A 15,163-nucleotide genomic window follows, 5' to 3' on the forward strand; every position below is an offset into this window, starting at 1 on the left:
GGCGAGGGTGTGGGGCGGGGTTCAGATGACGGAGTGCGTCACGACCGCCACATAGTCGCCGACCACCACCTCGGACGGGAGGGTCACGAACAGCGTGGGGTTCCAGGTGGCGGAGTTCGGGCCTCCCGTTTGGCCGGACCACCCGGCGGCCGTACGCGGCGTGTTCAGCACCGCCCCGGGCTGCGGGACGAAGGATCCGACTCCGGTGCTGGCAAGGAGAGGCCCGGAGGCGTACGTGATGGTGCTGTTGGGGATGGTCTCGCCACCCGAGCCGGAGCCCGTGGTGAAGCTCGTACTGGAGACGACGGTGACCCAGTTACCGGAGAACGGCCCCCGGTCGTCGGTGACGGTCACCGGGCCGAGTTGGCCCGAGACGCCGGTCGCGCCGGAGGTGACGGTGCCGAGCGCCGAGATCGCCGGGACGCTGATCGAGAGCCCACCGAGCGGAGTGATGACCAGGTCGACCGGTCGGGTCGCGGACTGGTCGAACGAGTCGGTCACCCGGACGGTGAACGGGAACGTGCCGGACACGGTGGGCGTGCCGGAGAGCAGGCCGGTGACCGGGTCGAGGGTCAGCCCGGCGGGCAGGCTCCCGGCGCTGACCGACCAGGCGAACGGGCCGGTGCCGCCGGTCACCGTGAGCTGGTACTGGTACGGGTCGTACGCCCTGCCGGGTGGAGGCGGTGGGAAGGTCAGCGTCGGCGGCGCGTTGACAGTCACCGACCCGGAGGGGTCCGACTGTGGGCCGGTCCCGCCGGCGTTCGTCGCGGCCACCCGGAAGGTGTACGTGGCACCGGCGCTCAGCCCGGTGACGATCTGGGTCGTGGCGGTTCCGCTGAAGACCCGGGGTGTCTGCGCCACCCCGGCGAGGTACGGCGTCACTGTGTAACCGGTGATCGGCGACCCCCCGTTGGCCGGGGCCGTCCAGCTCACCATGGCGGCGTTGGTTCCGGCGGTGGCCGAGGTGTTCGTCGGCGCCCCCGGCACTGTGTACGGGACCACCGCCGCCGAGGGTGGGCTGGCCACACCGGTCCCGTACGCGTTCACCGCCGCCACCCGGAAGGTGTACGACGCGCCGGCGGTCAGCCCGGTCAGGGTGCGGCTGGTGGCGGAGGCGTCGAAGGTGACTGTCGCTTGGGTGACGCCGTCCCGGGTCGGGGTGATCAGGTAGCTGGTGATCGGGCTGCCGTTGCTCGCCGGCGCGGTCCAGCCCACCGTGGCGCTGGTGACGCCCGCGACCGCGGTGGGCGTGGCTGCCGTGCCCGGCGTGGACGCGTAGACGTAGGTCGCCGACCCGGCGGAGCCCCGGGTGACGACGCTGACCGTGACCGTCGCCGGGCTGGACCGGGCCGGCATGGCGGAGATGCCGAGGGTGCCGTCGGGGTTCACTGTGAAACAGCCGGCGGCGGGGCCGGAGGTGCACGGCACCAGCAGCACCGACGTGCCGGCCTGCTGGTCGGCGGCCGTACCGATGGTGATCGCTGTTGCGCCGGTCAGATTGCTGCCGCCGACGGTGACCGCGATGCCACCGGCGATGGAGCTCTGCGCCGGGGTGACGGTGACGCCGCTCGGTGCGGCGGCCGGCGCAACGGGTGTGGTGACGGTGGAGTAACCCGGGTTCGCGTCGATCGACGATGAGGTCGCCACCGTCGCGGTCTGGATCAGCGCCGGCGTCACGCCGGTGCCGGTGACGGTCGCGACGACCGTGAGGGGTGCCAGAAAGCTGCCGCCGGCGAACGGCCCGTTGCTGTTGGTGCAGGTGATGGTCTGCCCTGACGGTGCCGCACAGACCCAGCCGGAGCCAGACGCGCTGCGCGGTACGACACCGGTGGGCACGGTCTGCGTGACCGAGATCGGCGACGTCTCGGCGGCGCCGGCATCGACCCCGGCGGTGATCGAGTAGGTGACCGGGTCACCGGGCTGCGGGGTGGCTCCGACCGCGCTGGTCTGCGACACGTTCAGGTCCGGCACCTGGTTGAAGCTCACCGTCCGAACGTTGTCGATCTCGTGGAAGTCCGTGACCGAACCGGTGGAGCCAACCCAGCCGAAGGCAAGCTGCCGGGGGTAACCGCTGGCGTTCAGCCAGGACGGCGACGGGTACAGGTTCGGCGACACGACCGGAAGACTGCCGGCCAGGGTCCGCGCCGACCCACCGACCGGGGTGAACCTGACCCGGTACTCCCCGGCCGGAACGGTGATGCCGCTGTCGGTGGTGAACGAGGACGCGGTGGTGTTGGCGACCACCTCGACCGGCACCACCGAGGCGGCCCGGGTGCTGGCGCGCAACGCCACGGCGGGCGACGAGGTGCTGGTGGCGGTGCTGTTGATCGCGCAGTACCCGACCCCGTTGCGGCCCGGACCCCGGATCACCACCTGGCCGGGGACCCGCGTGTTCGTGGTCGAGATGTAGGGCGGATTCGTGCAACCGGTGCCCTGGTAGAGGCTGTTGCTGAAGTTGCCGAAGACGTCCAGCCCGATGCCCAGATAGCCGTTGGACAGACCCACCGAGCCACCGTTGAACGCCGCCGAGTAGCCCAGGGATCCGCCCGACTGGCCGATCACCGCCGGGGACCGCGGGTTGGCGGGGTCGACAGCGGCCAGCGCGAACGCCAGGCCGTCCGCTCCGATGCTGATTCCGCCGTACTGATAGGTGTTGAAGGTGACGTGCAACCCCTGGGAGGTGGGCACGCTCACCGCGCCGAACACCCCGCCCTGCCGGTTCGCGACAGCCGGGGTGAGCCGCAGCTTGCCCGAGCCCTGCGGATCGGTTGACGTTGGGCAGCTCAGTAGCGGGCCGATCGTCGAGTTGCCTGCCGCACTCAGGCAGGCGACGTTGCTCGCGGTGGCGGCCGGCACGCCCGGCACCGCCACCGCGCCGACGCCGTTCGGGGTGTTGTTGTGGAACGGCTGGTCGAACAGGACGGACCCGGCCGCCGAGGCGGGGAGCGGCGCGACCGCGAGAACTCCCACGGTCACGGCTACCGTCAGCGCTGTGATGCTGCTCGGACGACGCCGGCCCGGAAACGACATGCCCCACTCCCAGCTTTCACTCCAATCCCGATTTGGACTATATCCCCCAAAAAGCCCATATTTCTCGTACGGGGATAAAGCCGGTTGGCTTCCCGCCGCGCAAAAGCGGACCGACCCCCACGGTCACGCCGGGAAGGTCGGTCCGCTGGGACGGGAAGCTGTCAGCCCTCGATGTCGCGGGGGTCACGGCTGCGGGGGTAGGTGTTCTTCTCCCCGATCGTGCCGTCCTGCTTCTTGATCACGTGTTCGACGCCGCGGTCGGCCGCCATCTCGCGGCCCTGGGCCTGCGCGTCGGCCTTCACGTCGTGCGTGCTGCTGGCTCGCTCGTGGCCCTCCGGCTTGTTCTTCCACTGCCCGTCCTCGTGGTACGTGTCGACATCACCCTTGGCCATGGCCCGCTCCCTCCCTGCGTCTGAACTGTCTCCCGAATCAGTGCCCCCGAGCCGTGCCGGGCAAACTGCGGTCCTCAGGAGACGGCCGGGCAGTTGTTGCTCACCCGCCGCAGGATCTGTTCGCGTTCGTCGGTGGTGATGCCGGACGGCGTACCGTCGAAGTGGGTCTCGACCTTGTCCCAGCCGCGGCGCTGCTCGTAGTGCAGGTGCGGGGCTCCGGAGTTTCCGGTGCTGCCGAGCCGCCCGATCTGGTCCCCCTGGGCGACCTTCTGACCGACGGTGACCAGCGGCGGTTCGAGCAGGTGCAGGTACTGCGTCTCCCACTTGCCGCCGTGGTCGATCTTCACCCAGTAGCCGCCGCCGCGCCCCCGTGGGCCGTCCGGGTTCTCCGGGGTCCGGCCACCCAGCGAGCCGTTGATGCCCGCCACTGTGACAGTGCCGGCGTACGAGGCGAGCACCGGCCGCCCCCACGTCTCGCCCTCGACCGGGAAGAAGTCGACGTCGTAGTCGTCGTGACCGGGGTAGGTGCTGAGCTGCCACGTCTCACCGCAGGTCACCGGCATCTGGAAGAGCGGGCGCGGCCCGGCCGGTCGCAGCATCGGCACCGCGACCACCGCGACACCCAGGACGGCCGCCGCCGCGACGAGCACGAGCAGGACGCGGATGGCACGGCTTCGAGGGCGGCGGTGGGAGCGGGATCTGGTGGGGCGACCGGTCGTCACCGGCCCGAGCATGGCAGATCCCGGCAACGTTCCGATCCCGAGGTGGCGTACCCGCAGCGGTGACATTGCAGTCGCATCGCAAACGAGATACCGTCAGGTGCAATGCAGTTGTATTGCAACGAGAGTGGGCTGCCATGCACGTGATCGCGTTGTCCGAGGTGATCGCCGCCATGACCGCCCTGGTCGGCGGCAAGGCGGCCGGGCTGGGCGAGCTGATCCGGCACGGCGAGCGGGTCCCCGACGGCTTCTGCGTCACCACCGAGGCACACCGGCTCGGCGTCGTCCCCACGGCCGAGGTCGTCGCCGCGTACCAGCGGCTCGGCGCGGGCCCGGTGGCGGTGCGCTCCAGCTCGACCGCCGAGGACCTGCCGGATGCGAGCTTCGCCGGGCAGCAGGACACCGTCCTCAACGTCACCGGCACCGCCGAGCTGATCGCCGCCATCGAGAAGTGCTGGGCTTCGCTGCACGGCGACCGCGCTACCGCCTACCGCCACGCCCACGGCATCGATCACCAAACGGTGCTGATGGCCGTCGTCGTGCAGCGCATGGTCACACCCACTGTGGCGGGAGTGCTGTTCACCGCGAACCCGCTGACCGGGCGCCGCGACGAGATGGCCGTCGACGCCGCTGCCGGCCTCGGCACGACAAGTGGTGGACGGCGCCGCAGCCGTCGACCACTACATCCTCGACGACGTCACCCGCACCGAGGCCGGATGCCTGACGTCCACGCAGCTGGCCCGTCTCCGCGGCACCGGCGAGCGGTTGCAGGCCCACTTCGGCTGCCCGCAGGATGTCGAGTGGGCCATCGACGCGGACGACGTACTGTGGCTCCTCCAGTCCCGGCCGATCACCAGCCTGTTCCCCGCCCCGCCGCTCAGCGAGAAGCCCCTCCCCCGCGTCTACCTGGAGTTCGGGCACGTTCAGGGCATGCTGCAGCCGGTCACCCCGATGGGCATGTCGACCCTGCGCACGCAGATCGCCGCGATGCTCGCCGCGCTCGGGGTGCGGGTCGAGATCGTCGACATCGGCGGCCGCCTCTACGGCGACCTGACCGACCTCGCCCGCGACCGGTCGTCCCGCAAGCGACTGGTGAAGCTCCTGGCGGTCGACTTCGGGCCGCGCGCCCAGGCGGCGATGCAGCACGTGCTGGCCGATCCCCGGTTCGCCCCGACCAGCGGCGGCACCCGGCACGGTGGGGCACCGGGGGCCGCGTCGCTGCGGACGGCCCGCCGCGCGGTCGTGGGGATCCTGCGGGCGCTGGCCCGTCCCGAGGCCGCGCGGACCCGGATGTTCGAGGCGATCGAGCAACTGAGGGTGAGCTCAGCGGCCCCCGCCGACCTGCGTACCACAGCCGACCGGCTGCGCTTCGTGCAGGCGCAGGACGCCGACGCCGACGCCGACGACAGCGCCGACGCGATCATGTGGCCGATCGTCGCCGGGATGCTCGCCGCCGCTCTGCCGACCGCGCTGCTCAAGGGCGTCGCCGGCCCGGACGAGATCCACACCGTGCTCGGCGGCATGCCGCACAACATCACCATCGAGATGGACCTGGCCCTGTGGCGGCTCGCCCAGGGCGTGGGCGAGCACCGCCAGCTTCTCCTGGACACCCCGCCGGCCGAGTTGGCCGCACTTTACCTGCGCGGAACGCTGCCCGACATCGGCATGGCGGCCTTCCTCGACGTCTACGGGCACCGGGGCGTCGCCGAAGTCGACCTCGGGGTGCCCCGCTGGGCGGAGGACCCCACGCCGGTCTTCGCCGCGGTCGCCAACTACCTGCGCGTCACCGATCCGCAGCAGGGTCCCGACCAGCGCTTCCAGCGGGCCGCGTCAGCGGCGGAGACAGCGCTGGAGGAACTGGTCACCCGAACGCGCCGTCGGCGGCCGGTGCGGGGCAGGGCCGCCGCTTTCCTGTTGCGCCGGGCGCGGTCGCTGGCCGGCCTGCGCGAGGCCGGCAAGTTCGCCGGGCTGTACCCGCTGCGCGAGACCCGTCGCCAACTGCTGCTCATCGGCGCCGACCTGCACGGCGCCGGCCTGCTGGACCAGCCCGACGACATCATGTTCCTGACCCTCGACGAGGTGCACACCGTCGTACACCAGGGTGTTGATCTGCGCGGCACCGTCACCTCCCGACGGACCGTGCACCGTCGGGAGCTGCGGCGTCGGACGGTGCCGGTGGCACTGCTCTCCGACGGTACGGATGTCGAGACCGTCCTGACGGCCGCACCGGCCGGCGACGGGACGCTCGCCGGAGTGGGTGCGTCGGCGGGCCGGGTGACCGGCCCCGCCCGGGTGGTGCACGACCCGAGCACCGCCCACGTCGAGCCCGGCGAAGTCCTGGTGGCCGCGACCACGGACCCCGGCTGGACCCCGCTGTTCCTCACCGCGGCGGCGCTGGTCACCGAGACCGGCGCGATCATGGCGCACGGCCCGACGGTGGCCCGTGAGTACGGCATTCCCGCCGTCATCTGCGTGCCGGACGCCACCCGGACCATCACCACCGGGCAGCTCGTCACGGTGGACGGCGGCGCCGGAACCGTCACGCCGCACGGACCATCGGCCCCCGAGCAAGAAGGACGACAATGACCGACACGAAGACACCGACCAGGGCACGGGTGGGCCCGCTGCTGCGCCGGGCGGCCGAAGCCGAGGCCGCGACGTGGCGCAGCCTGTACGTGTGGGCGCGGCGTCGCCCACTGCCGCTGGGGCCCGGCGACGAGCCGTTCGGCTACCTCGGCGTGGTCAAGCCGATCCTGGGCATCTTCATCGGCCTGTCGGTCGTGGAGATCCCGATCTTCGACGTCGTGGTCACCCACGTGGTGCCGTGGCGGCCCGCCCGCTGGATCGTGCTCGGCCTCGGCATCTGGGGTCTGCTCTGGATGATCGGCCTGTTCGCCAGCATGACGATCCACCCCCACGTCGTGGGCGACCGGGGCCTGCGGGTGCGGCTCAGCTGGGGCATCGACGTCTGGATCCCGTGGACTGACGTCGAGGCGTTGCGAAAGCGCTACCGTTCGCTGCCGTCGAGCAGATCGGTACAGGTCGAGCAGGAGGGCGACCGGCGGGTGGTGTCCATCTCGGTCGGCAGCCAGACCAGCATCGACGTCCTGCTGCGCCGGCCGCTGACCTTCGACCTGCCGAAGACCGGGTCCACGCTGGTAAACGAGCTGCGACTGTACGCCGACGACCCGGACGGCCTGCTGCGCAGCGCGCGGGGCACTCCGGTGAGCCAGACCGTCAGCCGGTGACCGCCGCGCTGGCGGAGTCCCCGGGCCACCCACTGTGAAACGATCGAGGCCATGCCCAAGAAGGTCGATCACCAGGAGCGACGCACCCTCATCGCGGACGCGCTGATGCGGGTCGCCGCTGATCAGGGCCTGGAGGCCGTCAGCCTCCGACACGTGGCCGCCGAGGCCGGCGTGTCCGCCGGGATGGTCCAGCACTACTTCCGGACCAAGGACGAGATGATGGCGTTCGCGTTGAGCGTGGTGCGCGAGCGCAGCCAACTCCGGGTCACCGAGGCGGTGGCGCGGCTGGGCGAGACCCCGTCGCCTCGACTGCTGCTGCGCACGATGCTCGCCGCGCTCCTGCCGCTCGACGACGGCACCCGCGACAACGGACGGGTGGCGCTCGCGTTCCTCGCCTACACGGCGGTGCGACCGTCGGCCGCGCCCAGCCTGCACGAGGACACCGCGCAATTCACCGGGTTCATCGCCGGCGTCCTGCCCGACCGGCACGGCCCCGCCGCCGCGGCCGGCCTGCTGGCGCTGATGGAAGGGCTCGGTGTCTACCTGCTGGGCGGGCAGTACACAGCCGAACAGGCGCTGGGCGCGCTGGACGCCCACCTCGACCTGCTCTTCGGCTGATCGATTCGGTGGTGCCGAAGTCGCGGTGCCCCCGGTAGCGGGACACCGCGACTTCACCCGACCCGACTGGATCCCGCCCGGCTCAGTGGGTCGTGACGCCCGCCCGAGCCTTCAGTCGGCGCAGCTCGTCGGCGGACATCAGCCAGGTGGAGTTCGTCGTCCCCAGGCCGAGGAGCACCTGGTCGAAGGTGTTGCCGTCGTTGTCGTCGGTGTAGCAGACGCTCACCTCGCCCCAGGGCGACGCGGCGACCGCGAAGTGCTCCTGGCGGCCCGTCGTGGTCTGGCTCAGCGCCTGGGCCGCCAGCCGGCCGGTGGACGTGCCGTCCGGGTTGAGGCCGCGCGCCCAGACGTCCGGGTTGGCGCCGGACACCGTCCAGCCCACCACCACGTTGTCCTGGTCGTCGATGCCGATCCCGGGAGCGATGGCACCGGTGCCGGTGGAGACCGGAACCTCGCCGTGCCGTGCCGTGCCCGCTGCGGTGAACGATCGAGCCCAGACACCCCGGGTGCCGGTGTGGTCGGATTCCCACCCGACTGTGAAGTCACCGGCGAAGTTCGCCGCCACCGAGGCACGCTGCTGCTGCCCGCCGCTCTGGGCGTTGGCCGTCCGCCGCGACAGCGCCACGGCACCGTTGGACCGCGCCAACCGGGTCAGCCCGATGTTGTACGAGCCGTTGGCGTCGGCATCCTCGTCCCAGACCACCAGCGCCTCGCCGGAGGCGGACACCGCGACGTCGGGGCGGTGGTGCGGGCCCGTCGTCTGCGAGGCGGTCACCTCGTACACCTTGGTGGTGGCGGCGGTGAAGCCGGCGGCCTTGACGGTGGCGGGAGCGGTGCCCTGCACGTCCTCCCAGACCACTGTGAAGCCGACGGCGGCGGCGTTGGTGGGCGCGCCGTCCGGGTCGACCGCGACCTTCGGCCAGATCTGCTGCCCGGCGTCGCTGGCGTTGGCCTGCCCCGAGCCGAGCACCGTGCCGGCGGGTGACACCACCCGGTACTGGATGTTGTAGACGCCGTTGCCGTCGCCGTCGGCGGCCCAGACCACCACGGCGTTGCCCCGGTCGTCGAGCCCGACGTCGGGGCTGAGGTGCCGCCAGGCGGCCCCGCTGGTTCCCCCGGTGGAGAGCTTCAGCTCGTACGCGGACGTGCCGTCGCGGAACAGCCGCAGGTAGATCTCGCTGTGGGTGTCGTCCTGCGGTGCGGTGCCGTCCCGGTCGTCCTCCCAGACCACGGCGACGTGGCCGTTGCGGTTCATGGCGATGGAGGGCAGGTCCTGGTCGCCGGTGGCGACGCTGTTCGCGGTGGTCCAGGTGACCGCCTCGGCGGTCATCGCGGTCGGGCCGAGAACCACGTTCGGGACCAGCAGGGACGCGGTGAGCAGTGCGGTGATCGCGGTCATTGTGGTTCTCTCCCTTACCCGGCCTGCAGGCCGGGCTGGCCGTCGAGGATGACGAACGAGCGCACTGTGGACGCCGCCGCGCCGTGCTCGGTCACTGTGTTCACCGCGCGGAAGTCCGCGCGGACCTGGCTGCGGCTGATCGTGGTACGGACGTAGCCGCGCCGGTCCGAGTAGAACTTCAAGTGCGGGTTGGCCGCCGCGTTCGGGACCGTGGTGCTGCCGCTGCCGTTGCCGGTGGAGCTGATCGAGGTGCAGACCAGCTCGGTGCCGATGGTGGCCGAGGCGGGGTTGGCGTAGTCGGCCTTGAGGTCGTTGGCCCACGACCGGTGCACGTCGCCGGTGAGCACCAGCGGGTTGCGTACCCCACGCTGCTGCCAGCCGGTCTGGATGCGGCTGCGGGAGGCCCGGTAGCCGTCCCACGCGTCCATGCTCGCCGCCCCGTTCGCGTCGAGTTGCTGGGCGAAGAAGACCTGCTGGCCGAGGATGTCCCAGGTGCCGTAGCGCTGGGCCAGCCCGTCGAGCAGCCACGCCTCCTGGGTGGCGCCGGTCAGCGACCGGGACGCCAGGTCCGCGTCGGCGCAGACCTTCCAACCGTCGCCGCAGGCCTGGTCGTCACGGAACTGCCGGGTGTCGAGCATGTGGAAGGTGGCGAGCTGCCCCCACCGGACCCGTCGGTACAGCGGGATGCTGTTGCCGTTGGCGGCGGACGCCGGTCGCAGCGGCATGTTCTCGTAGTAGGCCCGGTACGCGGCGGTGCGCCGGGCGGTCCACTGGGCGGCGGTCAGCGTGGGGCTGCTGTCGTTGCGGACCATGTTGGCGTAGTTGTTCTCCACCTCGTGGTCGTCCGGCACCACCAGCCAGGGCGCCGCCGCGTGGGCCGCCTGCAGGTCCGGGTCGGACTTGTACAGCGCGTACCGGCGGCGGTAGTCGGCCAGCGACACGATCTCGGCGCCGACGTGCTGCCGCACCGTGGAGCTGCCGACGCCGCCCTCGTAGATGTAGTCGCCGAGGTGCAGGACCAGGCCGGGGTTGTCCTCGGCCATCCGCCGGTACGCGGTGTAGTAGCCGGCCTCGTAGTGGGCGCAGGAGGCGAAGGCCATCACCAGGTCGCGGCCGAAGGCGCTGGGCGCCGGGGCGGTCCGGGTCCGCCCGACCGGCGAGATCTGGCCCTGTGCCCGGAACCGGTAGTAGTAGTCGGAGTCGGCGGCGAGCCCGCCCGCGATGGCGTGCACGGAGTGCGCGTCGGCGTACCGGGCGACCACCGAGCCGGAGGCGACCAGCGAGGTGAACCGGTCGGTGGCGGACACCTGCCACTCCACTGTCACGTCGGCGTTGGCCATGCCACAGTGCCCGTCGGCGTTGAGCGGGGAGGGTGCCAGCCGGGTCCAGAGGACCACGCTGTCGGGCGCCGGGTCACCGGACGCCACACCGAGTTTGAAGGGGTACGGCACCGCGGCGCGGGCACCCTGGCGGGGTGTCACCGCTGCTCCGGCGGTCACCAGTCCACCGAGGACGAAGATGCGACGGCTCAGCCTTGTCATGGTCAACAGCCTCGGGAACGTCGATGAACGGCGATGGCTGCGCGGCGGAATCCGGCATGACGGAATGCTGTCCGCGCAAAGGCGTTCAGGTGTCCGGACGCCGGGGCCGGGGACCGGACCGTCAGGTGAGCGGGGACGGCGACTCGGCGCCGGGGATCACCAGCGCCGGCGTGCCGGACCCGTGCGCCGGAACGCTCCAGACGTCGGGCTGGCCGTCGTCCCGGCGCAGCGTGTAGGCCAGCTTTTCGTTGTCCAGCCACGCGGCCTGGTCATCGACGCTGCGGACCTCGGCGGTCGCGGTGACCCGCATGCTCGACAGGTCCAGGACCGACAGCCGCCAGCCCTTCGCCGGGTCGGCGTCGACCGCCTCCTTGAACGCGAGCCGGGTGCCGTCCGGTGACAGCGACGGGCACTCGACGTTCTCCTTCAGCGTCTCGACGCTACGGGCCGCGAGGTCACCCCGGACGAGGTACCTCCTACCCCCGGTCGCCATTGTCGCGTAGAAGCGGTTGTCGTCGGCGGTGAAGGTGACGCCCCAGTAGTTGACGTCCGCGTTGCGGTAGGCCCGGCCGTCCCGGGTGATCCCGAACTCCTCGAGGGAGGCCACAGTGGTGCCGGTACGGGTGTCGAGGATCCCGGTGCGGGTGGAGAAGCCACTGGAGGTGTACGAGTCGCCACCGACGAACGTCGTCCAGGAGACCATCCGGCCGGACGCCGAGACCCGGGCCCGGTTCGGCAGCCCCGGCACACTGACCGCCCTCGTCTGGCGCAGCGTCGCGTCGAGCACGACAACCTGGTACGACCAGGCGGTCTCCGGCTTCAGGCAGACCCCGGTGCCGGCCGCCGCGTACACCCGGAGGCACTCCAGGCCGGCGACGGTGCGCGGCCCGGCGGGGTCGGTCGCGGCGACTGTGGAGACGTGCCGGTCGGTGATCGCCAGCAGGCGCGGCCCGGGTGCCAGGGTGACCGCCTGCTCGCCGCCGGCGGGGGGCGGCGTCCGGGGAGCCTGCGCGGCCGTGGCGGCGTAGCCGGCCGCCACGGTGCCCAGCAGCACTGCCGAGGCGACCACCACGCCGAGCTTCGCTCGGGTCGACATCGCTGTCATCGGAGCACCTTCCGGGTGGTGAGTCGGGACGGGGAGGCCAGCAGGAGCAGCGTGCCGACCAGGACGCCGGCGACGGCCACGGCCGCCGCGCGGATCGCGTTCTCCGGCCCCCACGCCTGCCAGGCCAGACCGAACAGCACGGAGGAGACGAGGTACGCGAGGGCCTGCCCGGTCTGCACCAACGCGATTCCGGTGGTCCGCAGACGCGCCGGCAGCACCGGACCGGCGAGCGCGATGAGCACGCCGTCGGTGGCGGCGTAGAAGGCGCCGTACAGCGTCAGCGCCAGGGCGATCAGCGGCCAACCGTCGACCGGGCCGGCCAGCAGCAGGTACGTCGCAGCGAGGGCGGTGTAGCCGCCGATCACCACGGGCAGGCGACCGATCCGGTCGGCGAGTACGCCGAGCGGGGCGGCGAGCAGCAGGTACGCCAGGCTGGTCCCCACCGCGAGCAGCGGGAACCAGCGCAGGCCGAGGTCCATCCGGCGTTGCAGCAGCAGGTAGACGAAGCCGTCGCCGATGGTGGCCAGCCCGAGCATCGCGGCGGCAAGCACCAGCCGCCGGGCCGGTCCGCCGCGCAGCAGCCCGAACGCCTCGCGGACGGAGACCTTGGCGTCGCTGGCCTCGCCCGCCGCCTCGCCGCCCGCCGCGTCACCGCCCGCCGCGTCACCGCCCGCCGCCTCGCCGGACGGCTGCTCCCGGACGAAGAGCACGAGCACCACGACGGCCAGGGCCGCGATGCAGAAGCTGGTGACGAAGACCGCGTCGTACGACTGCCCGACGACCAGCAGGACCGCGAACGCGGCGAGTGGCCCGAGGAACGCCCCGACGCTGTCCATCGCCCGGTGCACCCCGAACGCCCGACCCAGCGCCTCGGGTGGCGTGGAGAGCGTGATCAGCGCGTCGCGCGGCGCGCTGCGTACACCCTTGCCGAGCCGGTCGACGGCGATGACGGCGCCGATGGCGGGTATCGACCGGCCGGCGAGCAGCAGGCCGAGCTTCGCGACCGCCGAGAGCGTGTAGCCGATGCCGGCGATCAGCTTGCGCCGTCGGAACCGGTCGGCGGCGAAACCACCGACGACCCGCAGCAGCGCGGTCGCGCCGGTCTGGACACCGTCCAGCACGCCGAAGGCCACCGGGCTGAGGTTCAGGCCCAGCACCAGATAGAGCGGCAGGACCGCGGCCACCATCTCGGCCGACACGTCGGTGATCAGACTGACCGTGCCGAGCGCGACGACGTTGCCGCTGACCATCGCGAACCGGCGGCGTCGGAGCCCCGATCCGGGTTCATCGGCGACCGGTCGGGAGACGGTCGACAGGTACACGAGCATCTCCTCTGATCGGCGGTCGACGGTCAGCCATCGTCCGTACTCAGTGGAGGGGGCACAACGGACCGCGGGTGGCATCCGGACGAGGGTCGGGTGAACGGACTTCCAACACCGAGGTGTTCGCCTGCCGGGACGCACTGTTCATCCGCCCGCCGCCCACCGTCTCATCGACCTTCCTACATTCCTTGCGCTCTACCCACGAGGCAAGGAGTCCTGGATGGACATTCGATTCCCCCGTCCGTCGGTGACGCTGGGGGTGGTCACGGTGATCGTCGCCGCGACCGCCGCCGTCGTCGTGACCGGCGCTGGCGCGGCGTCGGCGGCGAGCATGACCTTCACGCCGGTCGCCGACACCTACGTCCAGAGCGACACGGCCGCCACCAACTACGGCACGTCCACGCAGGTAGTGGTCGACAACTCGCCCGTGCGGCGTTCGTTCCTGCGCTTCACAGTGAGCGGTGTCAGCGGCACGGTGACCGGCGCCAAGCTGCGACTGCGCACGATCAGCGGCAACAGCGGCAGCGACGCCGGCGGCACGTTCCGCCGGATGTCCAACACGACCTGGTCGGAGACCGGCACCACCTGGAACAACCAGCCGACGATCGACGGCGCCACGCTCGGCACGATCGGCGCGGTCAGCGGCAACACCTGGTACGAGGTCGACGTCACTGCCGCGGTCACCGGCAACGGCACGTACAGCTTCGGCGCCACCTCGACCAGCGGCGACGGCGCCTACTACGACACCCGAGAGAGTGGCGCGGACGCCCCGCAACTGGTGGTCACCACCGGGAGCACGACGCCACCCCCGTCGGGCGACCCCGTGTTCGTCGGTGCCGGCGACATCGCCGACTCGGGCTCCGGCGACAGCGCCACCGCGACGCTGCTCGACAGCATCCCGGGAACGGTCTTCACCACCGGCGACAACGTCTACGACAGCGGAACGGCGTCGCAGTTCAACAACTACTACGAGCCCACCTGGGGTCGGCACAAGTCCCGCACCCGCCCGTCGCCGGGCAACCACGACTACAACACGTCGGGCGCGACCGGCTACTACAACTACTTCGGTACGTCGGCCGGCCCGAGCGGTCGCGGCTACTACTCATTCGACCTCGGCAACTGGCACGTCGTGTCGCTGAACTCGAACATCAGCATGTCGGCCGGGTCGACTCAGGAGCAGTGGCTGCGCGCGGACCTGGCCGCCAGCAGCAAGCCGTGCACCATCGCGTACTGGCACCACCCGCTGTTCACGTCCAGCTCCAACCACGCGCCGTCGACGTCGACGCGTCCGCTGTACCAGGCCCTCTACGACTACAACGCCGACGTCGTGGTCTGGGGGCACAACCACGTGTACGAGCGGTTCGCCCCGATGAACCCGGCCGGTGGCGCCGACTCCAGCCGAGGTCTGCGCAGCTTCGTCGCCGGGATGGGCGGCGCCGGCCACTACGGCTTCGGCACCATCCAACCCAACAGCGAGGCGCGCAACAGCTCAGCCTGGGGCGTCCTCAAGTTCACCCTGCACTCCACCAGCTACGACTGGCAGTTCGTGCCAGTAGCCGGCCAGACCTACACAGACACCGGCACCAACACCTGCCACTAACCCCACCCCACCCCACCCCACCCACCCACCCCGTCGATCTTGCACTTTCTGTCCCGACTTCTGCCGCACAAGCCGCAGATCGTCGACACAAAGTGCAAGATCGCGGAGTCGGGTTGGAACGCAGGGGGGGGGGGGGGGCGGGGGCGGGGGGGGGGGGCCGGGGGGGCGGGGGCGGGGGGCGGGGGGGGC

11 protein-coding genes and 1 pseudogene are annotated in these 15,163 nt (G+C 71.6%); 5 read left to right on the forward strand and 7 right to left on the reverse strand.

Annotated elements, in window-relative coordinates:
* Positions 1-21: 21 nt before the first annotated feature.
* The 3 genes from ABZ794_RS31940 to ABZ794_RS31950 all read right to left on the reverse strand — a co-directional run bounded on the left by ABZ794_RS31940 (position 22) and on the right by ABZ794_RS31950 (position 4,156).
* Positions 22-3,030, reverse strand: a complete 3,009-nt coding sequence (locus ABZ794_RS31940; protein WP_357519069.1) for a fibronectin type III domain-containing protein — start codon at positions 3,028-3,030, stop codon at positions 22-24.
* A 161-nt stretch (positions 3,031-3,191) separates the two neighbouring features.
* Positions 3,192-3,422 carry a DUF2188 domain-containing protein gene (locus tag ABZ794_RS31945; protein WP_210784040.1) on the reverse strand — a complete coding sequence of 77 codons (231 nt, stop codon included), beginning with the start codon at positions 3,420-3,422 and terminating at the stop codon, positions 3,192-3,194.
* A gap of 74 nt (positions 3,423-3,496) precedes the next feature.
* Complete coding sequence (locus ABZ794_RS31950) at positions 3,497-4,156, reverse strand: M23 family metallopeptidase (protein ID WP_210784039.1); 660 nt, start codon at positions 4,154-4,156, stop codon at positions 3,497-3,499.
* Positions 4,157-4,314: 158 nt separating this feature from the next.
* On the opposite strand from ABZ794_RS31950, the pseudogene ABZ794_RS31955 reads away from it, so the two are divergent.
* From ABZ794_RS31955 to ABZ794_RS31970, 4 genes and pseudogenes are all read left to right on the forward strand, one after another.
* Positions 4,315-4,731 (forward strand): annotated as a pseudogene (locus ABZ794_RS31955) (PEP/pyruvate-binding domain-containing protein); the annotation flags it as partial.
* 64 nt (positions 4,732-4,795) lie between these two features.
* The gene (locus tag ABZ794_RS31960) at positions 4,796-6,727 is read left to right on the forward strand and encodes a PEP-utilizing enzyme (protein ID WP_357519072.1); all 1,932 of its coding nucleotides are present in this window, start codon (positions 4,796-4,798) and stop codon (positions 6,725-6,727) included.
* Positions 6,724-7,389 (forward strand): hypothetical protein, encoded by a 666-nt coding sequence (locus ABZ794_RS31965; RefSeq protein ID WP_357519074.1) that lies wholly within the window; start codon positions 6,724-6,726, stop codon positions 7,387-7,389. The genes ABZ794_RS31960 and ABZ794_RS31965 overlap by 4 nt, the downstream gene beginning before the upstream one ends.
* A gap of 51 nt (positions 7,390-7,440) precedes the next feature.
* Positions 7,441-8,007 carry a TetR/AcrR family transcriptional regulator gene (locus tag ABZ794_RS31970; RefSeq protein ID WP_210784036.1) on the forward strand — a complete coding sequence of 189 codons (567 nt, stop codon included), beginning with the start codon at positions 7,441-7,443 and terminating at the stop codon, positions 8,005-8,007.
* Positions 8,008-8,089: 82 nt separating this feature from the next.
* Here the strand turns inward: ABZ794_RS31970 and ABZ794_RS31975 are convergent, their stop codons facing one another.
* From ABZ794_RS31975 to ABZ794_RS31990, 4 genes are all read right to left on the reverse strand, one after another.
* A complete protein-coding gene (locus tag ABZ794_RS31975) occupies positions 8,090-9,406 on the reverse strand; it encodes a hypothetical protein (RefSeq protein ID WP_357519076.1) in 1,317 nt (438 codons plus the stop codon).
* Positions 9,407-9,420: 14 nt separating this feature from the next.
* Positions 9,421-10,947, reverse strand: a complete 1,527-nt coding sequence (locus ABZ794_RS31980; RefSeq protein WP_357519078.1) for an alkaline phosphatase D family protein — start codon at positions 10,945-10,947, stop codon at positions 9,421-9,423.
* 121 nt (positions 10,948-11,068) lie between these two features.
* Entirely contained in the window at positions 11,069-12,052 is a 984-nt protein-coding gene (locus tag ABZ794_RS31985; RefSeq protein ID WP_357519080.1) for a hypothetical protein, read from the reverse strand.
* Positions 12,049-13,374 (reverse strand): MFS transporter, encoded by a 1,326-nt coding sequence (locus ABZ794_RS31990; RefSeq protein WP_357519082.1) that lies wholly within the window; start codon positions 13,372-13,374, stop codon positions 12,049-12,051. The genes ABZ794_RS31985 and ABZ794_RS31990 overlap by 4 nt, the downstream gene beginning before the upstream one ends.
* Before the next feature lie 220 nt (positions 13,375-13,594).
* On the opposite strand from ABZ794_RS31990, the gene ABZ794_RS31995 reads away from it, so the two are divergent.
* The gene (locus ABZ794_RS31995) at positions 13,595-14,974 is read left to right on the forward strand and encodes a DNRLRE domain-containing protein (protein ID WP_357519084.1); all 1,380 of its coding nucleotides are present in this window, start codon (positions 13,595-13,597) and stop codon (positions 14,972-14,974) included.
* The last annotated feature ends 189 nt before the right edge of the window (positions 14,975-15,163 follow it).

The organism is Micromonospora sp. NPDC047187 (assembly GCF_040643355.1).
In the GTDB taxonomy this organism is placed as follows: Bacteria; Actinomycetota; Actinomycetes; order Mycobacteriales; family Micromonosporaceae; genus Micromonospora; species Micromonospora salmantinae.